Here is a 19,702-nt window from a genome sequence, read left to right as displayed (position 1 = left end):
TTAATGGAATTCTGTCCCTTCTGCAAAAGACTTTCATTGACCAGACACTTCACGTATAACGCGCGTATGAAAACAACCAAATGGTTCGAGGCGGTGCTCGTGGGTGGATTGCTTGTGTGTGGCGGCTGCAAGCCCAAAGCGCCGCAAGTGCCGCCGCAGGTCGCCACGATGCAGAGCTTGCAGCAGGCCTTCGCCAGCGGAACACCCGAACAACAGGCCGCCATTCAGAATGCCTACATGGGAATTCGATATGGCCAGTATGTGAACACGCTCTCGGCATTGGACAAGCTCAGCAGCGACCCGAGCATCACCGAAACCCAAAAGACGCTCATCAATAATATGATCGAGCAACTCAAAGCGACCATGGCCACCAATCCCCCGGCCCGCTAACATTACCGGAGTCATCAGAGCCGCCGAATGCATTGGGCTCTAATTAACCCGCTAATTAAACTCTCCTATGTCTTTACCAGTCGATTACCACATGCACACCCCCCTCTGCCGCCACGCGGTCGGCGAGCCGGTTGAATTGGCCGAGCAAGCGCTGCGGGTGGGGCTGGAGGAGATAGGGTTTTCAGACCACAACCCGATGCCTCAGGATAACTTTGACGAGTGGCGGATGAACCCAGGAGAGCTGGACGAATATGTAACCAAAGTCGAGCAGGCCCGCCGCAAGTATCCCCAGATGCGTATCAAGCTGGCCCTCGAGGTCGATTTTATACCCGGTTACGAAGACTGGGTTCGCGAGCTGCGCGCCCGGCATCCCTGGGATTACTTCATCGGCTCGGTGCATTATCTGACGCCACCCTGGGCGATTGATAACCCGGCCCAGATGTCCGAGTGGAAACGCCGCGAACCATTCGAGGTCTGGACCGGTTATTTTGAGCGATTAACACAGGCCGCTGAGTCCGGCCTGTTCGATATTATTGGCCACGCCGACTTGTGCAAAAAATTCTGCTTTTATCCCAAAGAAGATTGCACAGGGCTGTTCACCCGGTTTGTGGAGGTGGCCAAACGCCACGATGTCGCCATCGAGTTGAATACGGCCGGCCTTCGCAAGGATTGCAAGGAAATCTATCCCTGCCCGGCGCTTGTCGGGCTTGCTTTTAAAGCCGGTGTGCCGATTACCTTCGGGTCCGACGCCCATGCCCCAGCCGAGGTTGGCCTGAATTTTGCCGAAGCTGTTCACTTGGCCCGCAGCGCCGGTTATACGCACTCGTGCCGCTTCAAGGCCCGCCGCCGCGAATCGGTTCCTCTTTAGAGCGACACCGCCGCCACATTTCAACTCGAGGGCGGCCTTCCGGCTCTGGGGAGGACGATGCCAAAAGTGGTGCCGCGGTCCATTTGGGTTTGGTACTGCAACGCGCCGCCATGTTTCTGCACAATCCGCGCGGCAATCGAAAGCCCCAGCCCGGTGCCGTCTTCCTTGGTAGTAAAGAAGGGGTCAAAGAGGCGTTTCTCAACTTCCGGAGGTATTCCTTTGCCGCTATCGGACACCTCCAGAATCACCACCTCACCCACATTTGACGCCAGCCGTTTTGTCCCCGTTTTGACTCTCAAAGTAACCGTCCCGTGAGACCCAATGCTATCAGCGGCGTTTTGGACCAGATTGATCAGGACCTGCTGTATTTGCTGGGAGTCGATCTCGATTTTAGCGGAAACTGAGTTTTCGAACACCAGCCGGATGTCTGCGTTTTGCAATTCAGGAGCCAACAGCGTTTGGACCTGGCGCAAGGGCTCATCGGCCTCAATGATGGCCAGGCGCGGTTCGGAAGGCCGGGCAAAGAGCAGCACATCTTTGACGATGCGTTCGAGGTGGTTGACCTCATGGCTGATAATTTCGGCGTCCGCATGTTCCGGAGTGCCCGGCTTCAGGTGTTTGCTTTGGATGAACAGCCAGGCCTTGATGGCCGTCAGCGGGTTGCGGATTTCGTGCGCTACCCCGGCGGCGAGCATCCCCAGAGAGGCCAGCTTTTCCTGACGCTCGATCAGCTCCTGGCTGTGGACAAGCCGGACCCGCAGGGGCGCGATTAATTCCCCATACACCACCACGGCCAGTCCGCCCCCCGCCACCAGCAGCAACCCCAGCGAGGTCACCAGCAAAAAACTCAGATAACTCAAGGCCTTGTTCGATTCATCCAGGAACACGTTCATGGATTCGCGATGCGCCCCCGCCAGTTCAAACGACAGTTTCAGAATCCTCTGCGATTGGTCTTCGAAATTCGCAAATTCCAATAACGGCGTGGTGGGCGCGCCGCTGGTCCGCACTTTGGCTTCTATAGCGCGCGCGGCGGCTATGTAAAAGTCATAGTTCGTATTGATCCGGTCCAGGATCGTTTTCTCCCGTTCGGTGTTGAGAATGGGCCGCTGCTCATCAATCCAGTGGTCCAGGTTGGTGCTCGCTTCCTGGAAGTTCCGCCAGTCATTGATATGGTGGTAAACCCCGTAGCGCAGTATCCGGTTGTTGAGTTCCAGAATGCTTTGCTGAAAATGGTCTGCGATTTGGAAGCTCTGCAACTGCACGACCGTCAATTTCTCACGCAACTCTCCGGCCCGCCTCCACGCGCTTTGGGCCGTCCAGGCGATCAGCGCGACCATCCCCGCTATCGTCAGGATAAAAGCGGCCAATCTGAACTTGATGCCGCCGCTCATGGGTTGATGTTCCAATGCCATTCAGGCGCCTCCGGCCTATTTAACCAACTCTGCCCGCATCCGTATAGGCCTTAGTTGGAGGCTAGTGAATGGTAACCGCAACTCAACGCAAATGAACGCGAATTCTGTCGAGACCTCGCTTAACAAATTTTTTTCGAACCGCGGAGCTTCAAATGCCCTCGCAATGGCGCGGGGCCTGCTCGGGTTGAAACTGCGGGCGGGTCATTTGGTCCCCGGCCTGAACCCGCTCTCCCTCTCCACGGCGTGCCGAGTTCCAACAGGGCCTGAAATTATTTCGGCGTGCCCTCGACCAATGCGCCGTCGCTGGCCACCTGAATCGGCGTGTGATCCTTGAACTTCACCTCATAGACCATTCGCCCATTCTCGTCGTGGCGGCTGATCCCGGTTATCTCCGCGTGCGGGGCCTGGTCCTGGATCGTCTTTTGCGCGGCGACCGGCAGTGCGCTGAAGGGCGTGCCAATGGCCCCTGTGGGCGTTAGCAATTTCTGGATCACTCCGGCCCGGTTCGGCAGCTCCGAGCTGAGCAGAGTCCCGTTCTGCCCCACTACAATCTTGGGACTGCCTCCTTGCTCGCTAAACTCAATCTCATACGCCATCATGCCATTCGTAGTGATTTGCGTCACGCTGGTGATTTCCGCGTTGGGCGCCTGGGCCCGAGCGGTTTTCTGCACCGCCGAGGGCAGCGCGTTGAATTGGTCTGATGCCGTTTGGACGCTCTGGTTGCAGCCTACCAGCAGGGCAGACGCGGCCAGGAGACTGATTGCACATTTCTTCATAATGAATCCTTTTTGAACTAATCTAAGCTCAATAACCCATACCTAAAGTGGGTTTAACCCTTAGAGCGTGTTTTAGTGCGCCGTGGAAAGGCGCAGAACTCCAGTGGGAGAGTATTAAACCCACCCGGCAACTTACGCTCCAGCCGGTAGCAGCCGAGGCGAGCATGGAAGTAATGAAATGTCCGAAGCCCTTGGTGCAAAAGGCCCGGAAGCGGGTCAGCGAGCAGGCAGGCCGTAATGTGAATGAACACTGAGCAAGTCCCGAAACCATCTAATGTGGATGCTGACCCAGCTAAAACGTGGGGAAAGCTGCCACCGGACAGTACGCGAGCGAAGCAAACGCTGTTCGGGTCCACCGGGGCATTGGTGACGGCATGTCGGCAATTGGAGTCCTGTAGCAACACGGGATCTCCCGCTCAGTGCAACGCCAAGTGGCGAAGCAACCGGCCACCCGCGAGGGCAGGGCAGGGCTGGGTGGGAAGTCGGAGAGGCCTATATTACCGAAGAAGCCGGGTAATGCCGGTGGAGGGAAGGGGCCTTGGTTCAAGAGCAATGCAAGAAGAAGCAAAAGCAAGGAGATTGGCGTGAGCCTAATAACTCCGGAAACTGTCTGGCAGCTTCAGGAAGCGTTGCATGCTAAAGCGAAGAGAGAGCCGGCCTGCCGGTTTCATAGTCTCTATGACAAACTGTATCGAAAGGACGTGCTCTGGCACGCCTGGAGGTGCTGCCGTGCCAACGGCGGCGCACCCGGAGTGGACGGAGTGAGTTTTCGGCAGATTGAGCAGGAGGGTGTGAACGGCTGGCTGGAAGAACTGGCAAAGGAATTGCAGGAAAAAACCTATCGGCCACAAGCAGTGCGGCGGGTTTGGATACCCAAGCCCGGAACCGACAAGCAGAGGCCTTTAGGAGTACCCTGCATCAAAGATCGGGTAGTAGAGATGGCAGCGGTCATCGTGCTGGAACCGATCTTTGAGGCGGACCTGCCCGAGGAACAATATGGGTATCGACACGGGCGCAGCGCTCATGACGCCATCCGTAATATCCATGGGCTGCTCAACCAGGGACACCGTGAGGTTGTCGATTGCGACCTGAGCGGCTACTTCGATTCCATTCCCCACGCGCAATTAATGAAGAGTGTGGCACGGCGCGTGAGCGACGGGGCCATGCTGGCATTGATAAAAGCGTGGTTGCAGACGCCGGTAGAAGAGGACGACGGACACGGCGGCAAACGCCGCACGACCGTGGCTAAGGACAGCGGAAGAGGAACTCCACAAGGGGCACCGATTTCGCCGTTGCTGAGCAACCTCTATATGCGGCGGTTTGTACTGGGATGGAAGAAACTGGGATGGGAACAAAAGCTGCAAGCGCGCCTGGTGGTCTATGCAGATGACTTCGTCATCCTCTGCCGCAGCAATGCGGCAGAGGCCAAGAAGCAGATGCAAGCCATCATGAGCACGCTCAACTTGACGGTCAATGAACAGAAGACGCGCATCTGTCGGGTGCCCCAGGAGAGCTTTGATTTCCTGGGATACACCATCGGCCGGTGTTACTCGCCCAAGGATGGCCGTGCCTTTATCGGCACGCGTCCCTCCCGCAAGCGAATCGGCGCCATCTGCCAAGCCATCAGCCAAATGACTCAACCGAGCTTCTATTGGAAGCCGGTGGAGGCAATGGTTGAGGATCTCAATCGAACCTTACGCGGCTGGGTAAATTACTTCTGCCTGGGCGCGGTCAGCCGAGCCTATCGAGCGGTGGATAACCATGCCCGACATCGGCTGCGTCAGTGGTTGAACGGCAAGCATCGGAGTCAGGGCGTGCCTTCCGTGCGCTACGCTCCCCTGTATCTGCACCGGGACCTGGGTTTGCTCAGACTGGCACCCCTGACCGGCAACCGCTCGTGTGCGAACGCATGAGTCCTCTTGAACGAAAGCCGGATGCGGGAAAACCGCACGTCCGGTTTGATGAGCGGGGAGTGGAAACGGAGTGCATGACTGGATATTCAGGCACCGGCAACCGAAAGGGCCGGACACCGCTACGGCCAGGTCTAAACGCCACCGCGCCACTCCTCGACTCTACGAAAATGTAGCACCCGGCGTAAGGAGGCTCTTGTGTCGGGTGCTACCTGAACAAGGTTTTTCAAATGCCCTCTTAGAACCCTGCGGTGGGACGTTGAGACTGCGTTTCTTCTTTTGACAGTCCCTCTCGCGTGCTATCTTGGCCGCCTGTGAGCATGTTCGCGATTGGTTTGATGAGCGCCCTGGCATTAGGCAGCGCGAGCCCAGGGAACAACTTTTCCCTTAGCTCCACAAAAGTGGCCGGGACGAACGCCATAGCCACAAATGCCGCTACCGGGGCGGCCGAATCCAAAGAGGCTGTGGAACGCCAGTTCAAGGAATTGATGGCCCAGGATGATGACGCCCAGACCGAAGTGGACCGGTGGATTCAAGAGAACGCTCAGTTTGCGTCCAAAGGGGCCGGCGTTCCGGCGGAGGAATTGAGGCAACGTATCCTGCAACGGCTCGAACCGGTCGGCAAGGCCTACCAGGATTTCATTCAGCGGCATCCTAAATTCTCCACCGCGCGCATCGCCTATGCCAGTTTTCTGGGGGACACTAAGGACGAAGACAGCGCCCAGGACCAGTTGGAAAAGGCGCTCGAACTGGATACGAATAACCCGGCGATTTATAATAACCTGGCCAACATCTACGGACATCATGGGCCGGTCAAGAAGGCCTTCGAATATTACGCCAAGGCCATTGAACTCAACCCCCTCGAACCGGTCTATTATCACAACTTCGGCACCACAGTTTTCCTGTTCCGGCAGGATGCCAAGGAATATTTTGCGCTCAACGAGGACCAAGTCTTCGCGAAGGCATTCCAGCTTTATAGCAATTCAATGCGGCTGGACCCGCAGAATTTTCCGTTGCTTTCTGATGTGGCCCAAAGTTATTACGGCCTTCAACCCGTGCCGATTGATAAGGCCCTGAACGCCTGGACCAATGCCCTGAAAATCGCCCACGACGAAATCGAGCGCGAAGGGGTCTATATCCATTTTGCGCGGCTAAAGATCATGGCGCGCCGGTTCGCCGAGGCGCGCTCTCACCTCGATGCCATCACTAACGATGTGTACTTGGACCTTAAGAAGCGCCTGGCGCGGAATCTGGAACAACGACAAGCCGAAGCGAACGGCACAAACGCGCTCAAGGCTCAAATTCCAACCGCTCAAACGACAAAGTCCCAGGAGACTTCGAACTCCAAACCCCATTAACGCCCCGCCTTCACGGGGTCAATGACAAGGCCGGTTCCAAATCCTTGTAGGAGACGACCTAAGGAGTCTCTGATCAAGATTGTCTGCCGGTCACGCCTCGCCTTTGCTTACCCGGAACTTGCTGATCAGAGACTCCTTACGTCGTCTCCTACAGTGAGCGGCACTGAGCGACGAAGGTCGGCTGTTTTTTCTTGCCCGCATTTCCAGTCTGTATATTGTTCACCCTCGATTAAACAGTCTTTGCAGGAAAGCAGTTTGAAAAAATACAGCCGGAGATTTTCGCGTCGCCGTTTCTTGACAGTCGGTTCCCTCGGCCTGGCCGGTGTATGGGCCGGATGTTCCAATCAATTGGGGGCCCGCGCAGTGCGCGAGCTGGTCGCCGAAACCCGCCGGCCCATTCTCGAACCCAAGATCATCCCCGCGCCCGAGTTGTGGTCGAGCCAAGCCCTCACGGCAGCCTGGCTGGGACACGCCACGGTGCTTCTGAACTTTTATGGCGTGACCATTCTGACCGACCCTGCCCTGCTGCGACGGGTGGGGGCCAATACCCGCATTGGAACCATCGGCGCGCGGCGCTTGATTGCGCCGGCCCTCAAACCGCAGCAGTTGCCGCCCATTGATTTGGTATTGTTGTCCCACGCCCATATGGACCACATGGACTTGGCCACCATTGCCGATTTGCCCGGCCATCCCCAAGCCGTAACGGCGCACGCCACCGACGACCTGCTCGCTGGAACCCGGCTCCAAACACCCATTCCACTCCGTTGGGGCGAGCAAACCCGGCTCAGGACCCGCAACGGGTGTGTGCAGGTGCGCGCCTTCGAGGTCAACCATTGGGGCGCCCGCTGGCGTTACGACAAATTCCGCGGCTACAACGGCTATATCGTCCAGCGCGAAGGGAAGAGGATTATTTTTGGCGGCGACACAGCCTGGACCGATTCTTTTCGTTCGCTACGTTCTAAAGGGCCATTCGAGCTGGCCATCATGCCGATTGGCGCGTACCAGCCGTGGATTTGCTCCCATTGCACACCGGAGCAAGCCGTGCGAATGGCCAATGATGCGGGCGCTGAGCATCTACTGCCCATTCACTTCAAGACGTTCCCCCTTGGTCGCGAAGGGGTGGTCGAACCGCTTGAACGGCTCCAGGCCGCGCTCGAACCGGAGCGGCTGGGCTGGCGCGACGTCGGTGAGACATTCGTGACGCTCGCAGGGTGAAGATTCTGCTCGATGCGTGCGCGCCCCGGCCGTTGCGCATTGCGAAGGGACGTTTTGTCTTGCACACTTGCGGGCCACCGATGGAACCGCGTCTCAAATCGATTCGATGGCTTGCTTGTTTGTGTCTGGGGATGAGCGGCATGGGCGCTTGCGGGGCGGCTGGGAAGGAACAGGCTGTTTCCCTGGCCGGCCAGTGGCGGTTTGAAATCGCCGATACGAATGCGCAGGAGTTCAGCCGTGAACTGCCAGGCGCCATTCATCTGCCGGGAACCATGGATGACGCCGGGCTCGGCCCCAGGAATTCCAAAGCCCCCACTCTGGAAGGCCCTTACCGGCTCTATGACTATGCCGGGCCGGCGTGGTATCAACGAGACATCGAAATCCCGGCCACGTGGCAGGCACAGCGCGTGACACTGTTCCTCGAACGGGTGCGCTGGGTCACGCGTGTGTGGCTCGATAGCAGATTCATCGGCACACAGGACAGCCTGATCGCCCCGCACTTTTACGATCTGGGGACGGGTATTACTCGGGGCAAACATCGCCTGACCATTTGCGTCGATAACACCGTCAAAATTAACCTGGGCCCCTTTGTGTCCGCCCTTTTCGGCGGAACATGGGGCAATATGAACGGCATCATTGGGCGCATCGAACTGAGAGCGACACCGCCAATCTGGATAGACGACTTGCAGGTCTATCCGCACCTGGCGACAAAGACCGTCACTGTCAAAGGGAGGATTGGGAATGAAAGTGGCAAGGCCGGCCAGGGGGCGCTCGATTTGAGGCTGCAGTTCCGGGGTAACACTCAGGCTACGCCTGTTCACGAGATACAGGCTGCCTGGGGATCGGCTGGCGGCCCCTTCACGGTGGACCTGCCCATTGCCGAGGCCGGACCGGTTCATTATTGGGACGAATTTGCTCCTGGCCTGTACGAACTGCAGGCTAACCTGAACCATGGCGCGGATATAAAATCCACGACCTTTGGCTATCGGGAGTTTGCGGCGCAAGGGACGCAATTCACCATGAATGGCCGGCCCGTGTTTCTGCGCGGCACCCTGGAATGCTCGGTTTTCCCATTGACCGGCTATCCCCCAACGGAGCCGGAGGCATGGCAGAAGATTTTCAAGACCATCAAAACCTACGGTCTGAATTTCATGCGGTTTCACTCGTGGTGCCCGCCCGAGGCGGCGTTCCAAGCGGCTGACGCCGAAGGCATCATGCTCCAGGTCGAAGGGCCGCAGGCCAATGTCCAGGCCGGCACAGACCCGGTCCGCGACGCGTTTATCGAGGCAGAGTTCAAGCGCATCGTCGATACCTACGGCAATCACCCGTCGTTCTGCACCATGACATTGGGGAACGAATACGGTGGCAAAGCCGACTTGCTGGCGCGTTGGGTCGGCATGTTAATCGACCGTGATCCACGCCACCTCTATTCGTCGGCTTCGGCGGCGCAAACCACGCCAAACCGGCAGTGGACTGAGAGCGCCGCCGGACGCGGCATCCAGGGACCGGGCACTGAGCGCGATTTGCGCGACGTGGTGGCCGGCGATACCCACCCCACAGTCGGCCACGAAATCGGGCAATGGATGTTTTTCCCCGATTTCAACGAGACGAAGAAATACACCGGCGTCATGGCGACGAAGAATTTCGAACTGATCCGCCAGGACATGCAAAACAAGCACCTGCTGGAGTTGGCGCCGAAGTTCGTCCGGGCCTCGGGCCGGTTCGCGGTGCGGCTGTACAAAGAGGAAATCGAAGTCCTGCTTCGCACGCCGGGTTACGCAGGATTTTCGCTGCTCGACTTGCACGATTATCCCAACCAAGGCACGGCGCTGGTCGGGCCGTTGGACCCGTTCTGGGATTCCAAAGGCTTTATTGCGCCGAAATCTTTTCGTCAATTCTGCGGCCCCACTGTCCCGCTGCTGCGCCTGCCCAAGCGGACCTACACGACAGATGAACCTTTCGAGGCCGAGGCTGACCTGGCGCACTACGGCGCCGCTGACATTGCCCATGCCCAACCGGTCTGGACGATTAAGCACACCCAGGGCCGCGAGCTGGCCTCCGGCAGACTGCCGGCCATAACCGCGCCGACTGGCCGATTGACCTCGCTGGGCGTTATCCGCGCATCGCTGGCCAAGGCCGCTGCGCCTGCAAAGCTCAACGTGTCCCTCGCTCTCGAAGGCACCCCGTTCGCCAACGACTGGGATATTTGGGTTTACCCGGCCAAGACCAACCTTCAGCCGCCCGCGAACGTCGCCGTGTGCGAACAATGGGAATCCGCCAAAGCGGCGCTGGCGCAGGGAAAGCGTGTTGTGTTCTTCGCGACGTCGGCCAATCCGGCGGAATCCATGCGCGGCAGGTTTTTACCGGTGTTCTGGAGCCCGGTGTGGTTTCCGAACCAAAAGCCCAACACCATGGGCCTGCTGTGCGAGCCGACGCACCCCTTGTTCGCGCAGTTCCCAACCGATTCTCACAGTGACTGGCAATGGTACGACTTGATGCAGCACTCGCGGGTCTTTGTGCTCGATGACGCGCCTTCTGGTCTTTGGCCTATCCTCACAGTAATCGACAACTTTGCCCGCAACCACAAACTGGGGATAATCTTCGAAGCCCGCGCCGGTGCCGGCCAGTTGCTGGCGTGCGGATTCGATTTACCCTCGTTGTCCAAAGACCCTGCCGCGCGGCAATTGCTCGCCGGCCTTTACGCCTACGCCGGTTCCGCAGCATTCAATCCGGCCCAGGACCTGAGCGAGACTTGGCTGGACAAGCTGTTCGTGCCCAAGTTCTCAAATAACCTTCAGGCATTGGGCGCCAAAATCCGCGCGGACAGCGCCGAGCCGGATTATCCTGCTGACAATGCAATCGACGGGGATGCAGACACGCTGTGGCACACGCCTTGGGGAGAGTCGGCGACACCATTCCCGCATCACCTCATTATTGAACTTCCGAAACCGGCGCGCATCACCGGCCTTACCTGCCTGCCGCGCCAGGATAACAATCATAACGGCTGGATAAAAGATTACGCCGTGTATGCCAGCGCCGATGGCCAAGGCTGGGGCCGGCCAATAGCCCAGGGGGCATTTGAAAGGAACGATAACCTGCACCGGATCAAATTTGTTCAGCCCATGGAAACCAGGTTCCTGAAGTTCGTCGCCTTGAGCAGCTTCGATCCAACAGCGCCATTTGCTTCGCTAGCAGAGCTGTTCCTAACTACCGAGTAGTTCACGGCCATTGAACCTTTGCAACAGTTTGATTCGCTTTTGACCCTATGGGAAATCCCTTTCTTGGCGTCTTCTTCCATTGGCTCGGCGGATTGGCTTCCGGCAGTTTTTATGTGCCATACCGGGGTGTGAAGAAATGGTCGTGGGAAACCTACTGGCTGGCAGGCGGGTTTTTTTCATGGATTATTTGCCCGTGGCTGCTGGCGTCTTTTTTGACACACGACCTTTTGGGTGTTCTGAAGCAACAGTCTTTCGGCACGCTTTGGTGGACCTACTTTTTTGGCGCGCTGTGGGGCTTTGGCGGGCTCACGTTCGGTCTGGCGGTGCGCTACCTGGGCATGTCGCTAGGGATGGGTGTGGCGCTGGGTTACTGCGCGGCATTCGGAACTCTGGTCCCGCCGATCTTCAAGCAATTCAAACCGGCCCTGCCAGTCGGTTCCAGCATCGGCGAGATCGCCCGCTCGACAGCGGGCCAGGTCACGCTGGCGGGCGTGGCGGTGTGCCTGCTCGGCATCGCTATCGCGGCTTTGGCCGGGTTGACCAAGGAAAGAGAAATGCCCGAGGCGCAAAAGAAAAAGGCTATCGCAGAATTCAATTTCCGCAAAGGCATCCTGGTCGCGACATTCTCAGGCATCATGAGCGCGTGCTTTTCATTCGCGCTCACAGCCGGCAATCCCATCGGTGCGGCCGCCGCCCAGGCCGGCACTTCGACGTTGTGGACCGGTCTGCCCAAACTCTGCGTCGTGCTCGGCGGCGGGTTCACGACCAATTTCATTTGGTGCCTGCTGCTCAACATCAAGAACCGCACCGGCTACCAGTATCTGGCCCTGCATGTTCGTGAACCGGCGCATCAGGGCGCACCGAGGGCCGGCGAACATATCGGCAGCGAACGGACTGCTCTGCTGACGGCTGTGGAAGCAAATGTCACTGCTCTGAAGATTCCCATGTTGAGCAATTACCTCCTTTCGGCTTTGGCGGGGACCTGCTGGTATTTCCAGTTTTTCTTTTACACCATGGGCGAGACCCAGATGGGCAAGTTCAGTTTTGCTTCCTGGACACTGCACATGGCCAGCATCATTATTTTCAGCACGATGTGGGGCTGGATTCTCCACGAATGGAAGGGGTCGAGCAACAAGGCCCACCTGCTAATCGGCGGTGGCATCCTGACCCTGATCCTTTCAACGGTCGTGATTGGCTACGGGACGTATCTGAAAGGCAAATGAACTATCCGCTTCGCGTTGGGCTTTTCGGGATTGGCCTTGATACCTATTGGCCGCAATTCAAAGGTCTCAAGCCTCGCCTGGAGGGCTATGTCCGCGCTGTCGAGAAGAAATTGCAGCGCCCCGGCATCAAGGTTGTGAATCTCGGCCTGGTGGACAACCCCAAGAAAGCCCTGGAAGCCGGACACACAATGCGGGCGGCTGATGTGGATTTGGTTTTCCTCTACGCCACCACTTACGCGCTGTCCTCGACCGTTTTGCCTGTCGTGCAACGGGCCAAAGTCCCGGTGATTATCCTGAACCTCTCGCCCGGGGCCGCAATCGATTACGCATCCGTTAACCGCATGCAAGACCGCACGGCGATGACAGGCGAGTGGCTGGCCTTTTGCGGCGCTTGTCCCGTCCCGGAAATCGCCAACGTCTTCAGCCGGGCACGAATTGCTTTTCATCAAGTCACAGGGATGCTCGATAACGATCCGGTTTGCTGGGGCGAGGTCGATGCGTGGATCGACGCCGCGCGCGTGGCGCACACGATGTCCCATAATCGCCTTGGTTTGATGGGCCACTATTACGGCGGCATGCTCGACATTTATTCCGATACGACCCTGCAATGCGCCGTCTTGGGCGGCCACATCGAGATGATTGAAGTGGACGAACTGGCCGCTTTGCGCCGCGGGGTTTCCAGCGCCCAAATCAAGGAACGCGTCGCCAAGTTCAAGAGGGCTTTTGACGTTCAGCGCGATTGCTCACGCGCCGAGTTGGAACGCGCGGCGCGAACCTCCGTGGCGCTCGACCGCCTGGTCAAAGAGCACGAACTCGGTTCGCTGGCCTATTATTACATGGGCGCCGGCAACGCGGAAAACGAAGAGGCCATCAGCTCTATCATCCTTGGAAATTCGCTCCTGACCGCCCGCGGGATTCCTGTAGCCGGTGAGTACGAGGTAAAGAACGCTCAGGCCATGAAAATAATGGATGCCTTCGGCAGCGGCGGTTCGTTTACTGAATATTATGCTATGGATTTCAAGGACGATGTCGTGCTCATGGGCCACGACGGACCCGCCCATATCGCCATTGGCCAGGGCAAAACCAAGGTGCGCCCGCTCAAAGTATATCACGGCAAAGTCGGCAGGGGCTTGTCGGTCGAGATGTGTGTAAAACACGGGCCGGTGACCTGTCTTTCGGTTGCCGAAACGCCGGGTGGGAAATTGAAACTGCTCGTCGCGGAGGGCGAGTCGGTTCCCGGCCCGATTTTGGAAATTGGGAATACCAACAGCCGCTACCGGTTTAGCATTGGGGCGAGGGAGTTCGTAAAGGCCTGGAACGCCCAGGGCCCAGCCCATCACTGCGCCGTTGGGGTCAGTCACATCGCCTCCAGGATTGAGAAGCTGGGCAAGTTGGTGGGCGCCGAGGTGGCGCAAGTGTGTTGAGGCGGGGAATGATGCAGTTTCCCCAACGGCTTGCCGGCTATTCTCACATCCAACAACGTCTTTACCTGACTAACTAAGTCGCTTGGTCCGCCATGAGCGGGGTGACCGGGCTCAAAATCCTGGACGTTTACGCTTCAGTCCTTGCCAATTCCTGCCAAAGATGGGCCCCCATGGCCTGGCCTTTGGCGAAGCATTCGAGGCTGAACTTCTCGTTGGGGGAATGGGCGTTATCGTCCGGCAAGGCCAACCCCATCATGAGGGCGTCGGCGCGGAGGATTTGTTTGAATTCGTTGACGATTGGGATCGAGCCGCCTTCGCGCATCAGGACGGGTTCATGGCCGAAGGCGGCGCGCAAGGCGCGCAGAGCGGCCTGGGCCTGGGGACTCGATGGGGAAACCATGTAAGGGACCGCGCCGTGGCCTGAGCGGATTTCGATGCGGACGGTGGGCGGGCAGAGTTTTTTGAGATGCTGTCGCAGGAGTTTATTGATGCGCTCTGGTCGCTGATCGGGGACCAGGCGGGTGGTGATTTTGGCGCGAGCCCAGGAGGGGATGATCGTTTTGCTTCCCTCGCCCTGGTAACCGCTGGTCAGGCCATTGATTTCGAGCGTGGGCCGGGCCGAGCGTTGTTCGGTGGGAGTGTAGCCGCGCTCGCCAAAGAGCTTGGGCACGCCCAGGAGCTTGCGGTATTGGCTCTCTTTGAACGGAAGGCGTTTGAGCTCTTTCCGTTCGTAAGCTGAAAGGGGACGCACATCATCGTAGAAGCCGGGAATCGCGACACGGCCATTTTTATCGCGGAGTTTAGCCAAAAGCTGGGACAAAGCCATGGCAGGATTATCGACTGTGCCGCCAAAGATGCCGGAGTGGAGGTCGCGCGCGGGGCCGTGGACGATGACCTCGAAGGCGCAGATGCCGCGCAAGGCGTAAGTGAGGGCCGGATGCTTGGGGCTGGGGATGCCGGTATCCGAGATGACAATGGCCTCGCAGGCCAGGCTGGTCCGATGTTCTTTGAGAAACGGCGCCAGGCTGGGGCTGCCGACTTCCTCTTCGCCCTCGATGACGAATGTGATGTCGCAGGGCAGTTCAGTGCCGGTTTTGAGGTAGGCCTCGACCGCTTTGAGATGAGCGAGGTTCTGGCCTTTGTTGTCACAGGCGCCTCGAGCGAAGAGGGAGCCGTTTTCGATGCGGGCTTCGAACGGAGGCGATTTCCAGAGCTCAAACGGCTCGGGTGGCTGGACATCGTAATGGCCATAGACCAGGAAACGCGGGCGGTGTTTGCCAGGGGCTTTGGCCGGAGGAGTGGAAGCCAGAACAACGGGGTGGCCTGATGTGGGGCAGAGGCGGGCGTCGAGGCCAATGGCCTGGCAGTGTTTTACCAGCCATTCGCCGCAGGCCTGCATATCGGGCTGATGCTGCGGTTGAGCGGAGACGCTGGGGAAGCGAACGTACTCAGTGAGTTCCGAGATGAAACGGGCCTGGTTTTGTTTGAGGTACTCGAGGACGGCTTGCATAGGCGGATATTATTCTGGGGGACTAGGATGGGCTACACAGAGAAGGACCCTCGCCTCCGGCCCTCTCCCCTCCAAGGGGAGAGGGAGAGCCAGAGGGAGAAAGTCGTGGAACGCGGCCCTCCAAGGTCCTATTTTTTCGGCCCGAAAATTCCATGGAGGAGATTGTTAATAGATTGGCCCGGGGCGTTGGTGGCTGTGTTCTGTGGGGCATTCGTGCCGGCAGTGGTGTTCCCTCCGAGCAGGCCGCCCAAACCCCGCAGAACATCGCTCGCGGTCCCACCCGGCACTATGCCGCTGATGCCCTTAAAGACGGTGCCGGCCAGCGCCAGCTTGTTAATATTCTCTTTGGGTTGGCCAACAGTGCCGGTGAGAGTGAGAAACTGGGGCAACTTAACATAGGCGACATTGGTGTCGGCGTTGGCAGGCGTGAGGTTCACGCGGTCAGCGATGGAACGGCTCAGGGAGACCGAGACGGGGATTTGAATGGCGGAATTGGTCAGGACCGCAGCAAGGGCGACCGTGCCCTCGGCCTGGGCTTGGAAGGCCGCGCTTTGAATGAGGGCCTCCTGCAGGTTCACTGTGCCGCTCCCGATTGTGCCCCGCGCAATGATTTGGTCGATCGGAGATTTCTGCAGTTCATCGGATAAGCTGCCGGTTTTGCCCGCCCCCTGACCAGGCATGACGGCTCCAAGGACGCTGCCGAGGCTTGAAGCCGGATTCCGCACGAGTTCGGGCAGGACAGCGACGACGTTGATGATGGTCTTAAGGATGGGGCTTCGGATATTGATGACGGAGAGGTTGAGGTTGGTGGAGGCGACATCAAACTGACCGGCCAGATTCTTCTGAAGGCTGGCCCCGGTAGTGCCTGCGCCGTTAATTTTTGCCTGCGCAACCATGGCGCCGCCGATCTGGCCTTTGCGGTCGGGTTGAAACGAGTCAACCAGCGGCGCCAGAGGGACGCCTTGGGCGCTAAAGGAAAGGTCGTATTTATAGCCTGGGATACCCAGGTCGAGGTTAATGACCGAGTTCACGGGGGCGCCATTGAGCGAGAGTTTGAATGGGTCGAGAATGACGTGGCCGCCATCGATTTTGGCCGTCGCCAGGAAATCGGCGATATCGACTTCATGCAAATAGAGGTGGTGAATGGAGGCCTCGGCGGTGAAATTGCTTAGAGGGAATTGTTTGGCCGGGGCCTCGGTTTCAGGGCCTGCGGGAGCGGACGGGGCCGACGCGGGTTGTGAGGGGGAGGGGGCCGCCTGGGCAGGAGGAGCGGTCTTGGATGGACCCGCGAAGAGGTCATAGTAACTGGTGAAATCGAGGGAATCGGCGGCCAATTTGACGTTGCCGGTGATATTGGTCTGGGACATATCGATATGACCGGTGAGATCAACCTGGTTTGTGGCGCGAGCGGTTGGAGTCAAGCCGAGCTGGCATTGGCGCAGGTCGAGCACCTTTTGGTTCAGCGAACCATCCAGCAGCATCGTGGCGGCCAGAGGTGTGGCAGGGAACTGGCCTTTGGGGTCTGACACCACGAGGTTGGTTACCTGGAGGCCGGCTTTGACAGAGGACGCAGCCTGGGGATCGTACTGCACGGTGGCGTCCGCGTTGAGGTCAATGGACTTGAGCTGCTTATCCGCGAGCGCCGGCTGCAGGAACGGCCCAAGGCCATTCTGGTTAAAGCCGGTGAGCGTGGCCTTGAGAGCGGCGACTTTATTGCTTAGGCCGTAAGTGCCGGACAAGTTGAAGGCCCCGCCCGGGTTGTTTGCTTGGGAAATGTTGCCGGCGATTTTGCGGATTTGGACCTGCTCGGTGTTCATGGTGACGTCGAGGTCGGCGGTGGCGCCAAAGCTCTTAAAGGAATTGCTGCCGACCAAGCCCGTGAAATCCGTGAGCGCAAAATTGCCGGTAATGTTTTGCTCAGACTGATTCTGTGTCAGGCGCGCTTTGATTTGAGCGGAACCGGACGAGACGCTGAGGTCAGGCCGCGGGAGGGCCTGCAGAAGGCGGGCGAGCAGGAACTGGCCATCGAGCTGGAGATCGGCGGTTTTGGCCGTCTGATCGCAGGTGCCGGCGCCGGAGAGGACGACGAGCGGCTGGTTTTGGCGCGAGACCTGGAACTTATAGGTGCTGAGGTTGAACTGATTGAGATTGGTGGCGGTGCCGGCAACCTGGAGGGTGACGGTGGCCCCTGAAATCTGGTTGCTGCCCGAGCCGGCAGTGAGGTCATCGATTTGGGAATTGAGGTCGAAGCCGAGCTGTTTGCCGCCCTGATGCGAGTTCAACTCGAGTTGGAGATTCACCAGCCCGGCCGGGGCGACCTCGCCGAGGAATACTTTCCAATTGGCAAGGTCAAAGCGGGTGACGGTGACCTTGAGTGCGGCGTTGCCGACGCCGCCGGCTGTGCTGCCCCAATTAAAGTTCATGGGGCTGGTTAATTGGCCTTGGAGGAATTGGTTTCCGTTTTGACTGCCGCTCAGGTCAAAGGCCCGGAGCAGCGCCGTGCCGGCTGCCTTGTCCACGCTGACATCATATTTGGCTTGGAGATCGAGCGGAGGAGTCGTTTCGTTGGTGCGTGTCAATTGGAGATGGCTGAGGTCCAACTGGCCGACGGTGGTGATGGCGGAGCCGCCTTTGGCTAGGTCGATTTCGTTGGTCGAATCGATCGTGGTAGGGCCGAAATCAATACCGCTGGGAGCACCGGCGAGATTCAGGAGGTTTTTATCAATATGAATGATCTCCACTTTGAGTTTGCCCTCGACGTTCTGCATATCAAATGGCCCGCTGACCCGCAGTTCGCCCAGGCGGGTGTCGGCTTTTTGAAAGGTGAGGGTGACGTGCCGGATGTCCGTCGGTGTGACATCGCAATCGAGTGTTGTGGCCAGGGCATTGACCTGGGCCAGGGCCCCTTCGGCGCGCGAGACCTGCACGCGCGCATTGCCCTGGATGGCCGAGGGCTTCAGGTCAGGCGTCAGCCCGAAAGTGTATCCGGCCTGGATATTGGCCTGGAGAAGGCCGTTGGTTCCTGGGGGGGGCGGGTTGTTGCGCATGCTGAGATCAGAATTGAGAGCGAGTTTGCCCGTTTGTCCGTTCTTGACGTTCTCAATCGTGACGGTCAGGTGCGATAGTTCGGTCGTGTCGCTGAAATTACCCTTATAGAGCTTAACCTGGCGCAAGGTCGCTTCGGTGAGGGCGATTTTTTTGATGTCCAGCCGCAGCGGCTTCGAGGGCTTGGACGGCTGGGCAGGCTGGGCGGGTTTCGCCTTTTGCCCCTTGAGGATGGGATCGAGATTGCTGGTGCCGTCGGGGTTTTGGACCAGGACAATGGCAGGGGCGGAGACGGCCACTTCATCCACGTTGATGTTGCCGCCGATGATGTCCATGAGGCTATAGCGCAGGCGCACTTCGGGCGCCGTCAGGAGCGGTTCGGTGCCGGTGGTTTGGACCTTGAGATTGCGCAGGATGACTTCATGGAATGGGCTGATAGACGCATCCGAGACGGTGATTTTGGCGTTCAGGGCCTCGCTTGCCTTGGGCAGGATGACCGCTTTAAGGAAGGCGGAGCTGGTGCCAACGAAGTAGGCGACCACTATGAGAACAACGAGCACGGCGACAATCCAGCCGATAACCCGGAGCCAGCGATGGCGCCTTGAGGGCGCCGGCGAAGTGACTGTTGAATTAGCCATAAAAAATCCTCAATGAAAACCCATTAGCGCCGTAAGAGGCAGGGCCGCTTCGATCATGCGCCAAAGACAGCCTGAACAAAAATATAGTGCAGAATCGTTTTCTGTCATGGGGCCAACAGCCCATGGCGCTGACTGCTGCTGCCGGGGCAGTTCCCAGAAGTTTCCCGGAGGGCGCTGCTCGGTCCGGGATCGACCCTGCTCTTGAGGGGAGGTGAATAGCATGGCGGTATTTTTTAGCAACGGAAAAAAGAAGGGAAAAAGAAGGACACGGAAAAAAGAAGGACACAAAGTTCCGTAAGGAGGCGGGCGGGTTAGGGTGGCGCCCCGCCGCCCTGAAAATCGGGCGAGACGCCCGGTTAACTGGTCGGCGAGGACGCCTGCGTTATTGAGGGTTTGAGACGCGCTCAGGCAATGTGGCGGGTCGATGGTCCAACCGAGAGCCGGGGCGAAAGCGCCAGAGGACTGGCGCAGCCCAAAACGCTTGGCGAGGACACGGGATGGACGGTTCGGGTTTAATGAGCGGGTTCCGGGTTTGGGGTGACTGGGGCTGCGGGGGCAGAACGGCGGCGGAGACAGTCGAGTTGCATTTTGAGCATCTCCTGCATGGGCAATGGTTCGGGGGTGGGTGGCGGGACGGGTTCGAGTTGCTTGGGGATAAAGTTTCGGTGGGGAATGTCGGCTTCCGCAGGGCTTTTTCCCATTTTTGAGTCTCATG

13 protein-coding genes are annotated in these 19,702 nt (G+C 58.6%); 8 read left to right on the top strand and 5 right to left on the bottom strand.

Annotated features, from left to right (window positions below):
* Positions 1-66 precede the first annotated feature (66 nt).
* Positions 67-390 (top strand): hypothetical protein, encoded by a 324-nt coding sequence (locus VG146_04725; GenBank protein ID HEV2391652.1) that lies wholly within the window; start codon positions 67-69, stop codon positions 388-390.
* Positions 391-457: 67 nt separating this feature from the next.
* The gene (locus tag VG146_04720; protein HEV2391651.1) at positions 458-1,258 is read left to right on the top strand and encodes a histidinol-phosphatase HisJ family protein; all 801 of its coding nucleotides are present in this window, start codon (positions 458-460) and stop codon (positions 1,256-1,258) included.
* A gap of 20 nt (positions 1,259-1,278) precedes the next feature.
* Here VG146_04720 and VG146_04715 read toward each other — a convergent pair whose 3' ends face one another.
* Positions 1,279-2,670, bottom strand: coding sequence for an ATP-binding protein (locus VG146_04715; GenBank protein ID HEV2391650.1), 1,392 nt, complete (start codon positions 2,668-2,670; stop codon positions 1,279-1,281).
* Between the two features lie 269 nt (positions 2,671-2,939).
* Entirely contained in the window at positions 2,940-3,446 is a 507-nt protein-coding gene (locus tag VG146_04710; GenBank protein HEV2391649.1) for a PepSY-like domain-containing protein, read from the bottom strand.
* A gap of 584 nt (positions 3,447-4,030) precedes the next feature.
* Between VG146_04710 and ltrA the strand changes: the two genes are divergently transcribed.
* The 6 genes from ltrA to VG146_04680 all read left to right on the top strand — a co-directional run bounded on the left by ltrA (position 4,031) and on the right by VG146_04680 (position 13,794).
* On the top strand, positions 4,031-5,359 hold the full coding sequence (gene ltrA / locus VG146_04705) for a group II intron reverse transcriptase/maturase (protein ID HEV2391648.1): 1,329 nt from the start codon (positions 4,031-4,033) through the stop codon (positions 5,357-5,359).
* 317 nt (positions 5,360-5,676) lie between these two features.
* Positions 5,677-6,714, top strand: a complete 1,038-nt coding sequence (locus tag VG146_04700) for a tetratricopeptide repeat protein (protein ID HEV2391647.1) — start codon at positions 5,677-5,679, stop codon at positions 6,712-6,714.
* Positions 6,715-7,077: 363 nt separating this feature from the next.
* On the top strand, positions 7,078-7,929 hold the full coding sequence (locus VG146_04695) for an MBL fold metallo-hydrolase (protein HEV2391646.1): 852 nt from the start codon (positions 7,078-7,080) through the stop codon (positions 7,927-7,929).
* The gene (locus VG146_04690) at positions 7,926-11,147 is read left to right on the top strand and encodes a discoidin domain-containing protein (protein ID HEV2391645.1); all 3,222 of its coding nucleotides are present in this window, start codon (positions 7,926-7,928) and stop codon (positions 11,145-11,147) included. Before VG146_04695 ends, VG146_04690 begins: the two co-directional genes overlap by 4 nt.
* Before the next feature lie 47 nt (positions 11,148-11,194).
* A complete protein-coding gene (rhaT, locus tag VG146_04685; protein ID HEV2391644.1) occupies positions 11,195-12,370 on the top strand; it encodes an L-rhamnose/proton symporter RhaT in 1,176 nt (391 codons plus the stop codon).
* The gene (locus VG146_04680; GenBank protein ID HEV2391643.1) at positions 12,367-13,794 is read left to right on the top strand and encodes an arabinose isomerase; all 1,428 of its coding nucleotides are present in this window, start codon (positions 12,367-12,369) and stop codon (positions 13,792-13,794) included. Before rhaT ends, VG146_04680 begins: the two co-directional genes overlap by 4 nt.
* A 127-nt stretch (positions 13,795-13,921) precedes the next feature.
* Here the strand turns inward: VG146_04680 and VG146_04675 are convergent, their stop codons facing one another.
* The 3 genes from VG146_04675 to VG146_04665 all read right to left on the bottom strand — a co-directional run bounded on the left by VG146_04675 (position 13,922) and on the right by VG146_04665 (position 19,688).
* The gene (locus tag VG146_04675; protein HEV2391642.1) at positions 13,922-15,304 is read right to left on the bottom strand and encodes a dipeptidase; all 1,383 of its coding nucleotides are present in this window, start codon (positions 15,302-15,304) and stop codon (positions 13,922-13,924) included.
* Positions 15,305-15,432: 128 nt separating this feature from the next.
* Positions 15,433-18,987 carry an AsmA family protein gene (locus VG146_04670; GenBank protein HEV2391641.1) on the bottom strand — a complete coding sequence of 1,185 codons (3,555 nt, stop codon included), beginning with the start codon at positions 18,985-18,987 and terminating at the stop codon, positions 15,433-15,435.
* Positions 18,988-19,499: 512 nt separating this feature from the next.
* Positions 19,500-19,688: a hypothetical protein gene (locus VG146_04665; GenBank protein ID HEV2391640.1), complete on the bottom strand. Its 189-nt coding sequence runs from the start codon at positions 19,686-19,688 to the stop codon at positions 19,500-19,502.
* Positions 19,689-19,702 lie beyond the last annotated feature (14 nt).

Source organism: Verrucomicrobiia bacterium (assembly GCA_035946615.1).
Lineage (GTDB): Bacteria > Verrucomicrobiota > Verrucomicrobiia > Limisphaerales > UBA8199 > DASYZB01.
Note: the sequence above shows the minus strand (reverse complement) of the source record. Positions and strands in the feature narration are given on the sequence as shown.

What these genes read in the sequence shown, in the direction of transcription:
- VG146_04720 (HEV2391651.1), top strand. Translation starts at nt 458, where the DNA reads ATGTCTTTACCAGTCGATTACCACATGCACACCCCCCTCTGCCGCCAC.
- VG146_04670 (HEV2391641.1), bottom strand. Translation starts at nt 18,987, where the DNA reads ATGGCTAATTCAACAGTCACTTCGCCGGCGCCCTCAAGGCGCCATCGC.
- VG146_04665 (HEV2391640.1), bottom strand. Translation starts at nt 19,688, where the DNA reads ATGGGAAAAAGCCCTGCGGAAGCCGACATTCCCCACCGAAACTTTATC.
- VG146_04715 (HEV2391650.1), bottom strand. Translation starts at nt 2,670, where the DNA reads ATGGCATTGGAACATCAACCCATGAGCGGCGGCATCAAGTTCAGATTG.
- rhaT (HEV2391644.1), top strand. Translation starts at nt 11,195, where the DNA reads ATGGGAAATCCCTTTCTTGGCGTCTTCTTCCATTGGCTCGGCGGATTG.
- VG146_04710 (HEV2391649.1), bottom strand. Translation starts at nt 3,446, where the DNA reads ATGAAGAAATGTGCAATCAGTCTCCTGGCCGCGTCTGCCCTGCTGGTA.
- VG146_04725 (HEV2391652.1), top strand. Translation starts at nt 67, where the DNA reads ATGAAAACAACCAAATGGTTCGAGGCGGTGCTCGTGGGTGGATTGCTT.
- VG146_04700 (HEV2391647.1), top strand. Translation starts at nt 5,677, where the DNA reads ATGTTCGCGATTGGTTTGATGAGCGCCCTGGCATTAGGCAGCGCGAGC.
- VG146_04680 (HEV2391643.1), top strand. Translation starts at nt 12,367, where the DNA reads ATGAACTATCCGCTTCGCGTTGGGCTTTTCGGGATTGGCCTTGATACC.
- VG146_04675 (HEV2391642.1), bottom strand. Translation starts at nt 15,304, where the DNA reads ATGCAAGCCGTCCTCGAGTACCTCAAACAAAACCAGGCCCGTTTCATC.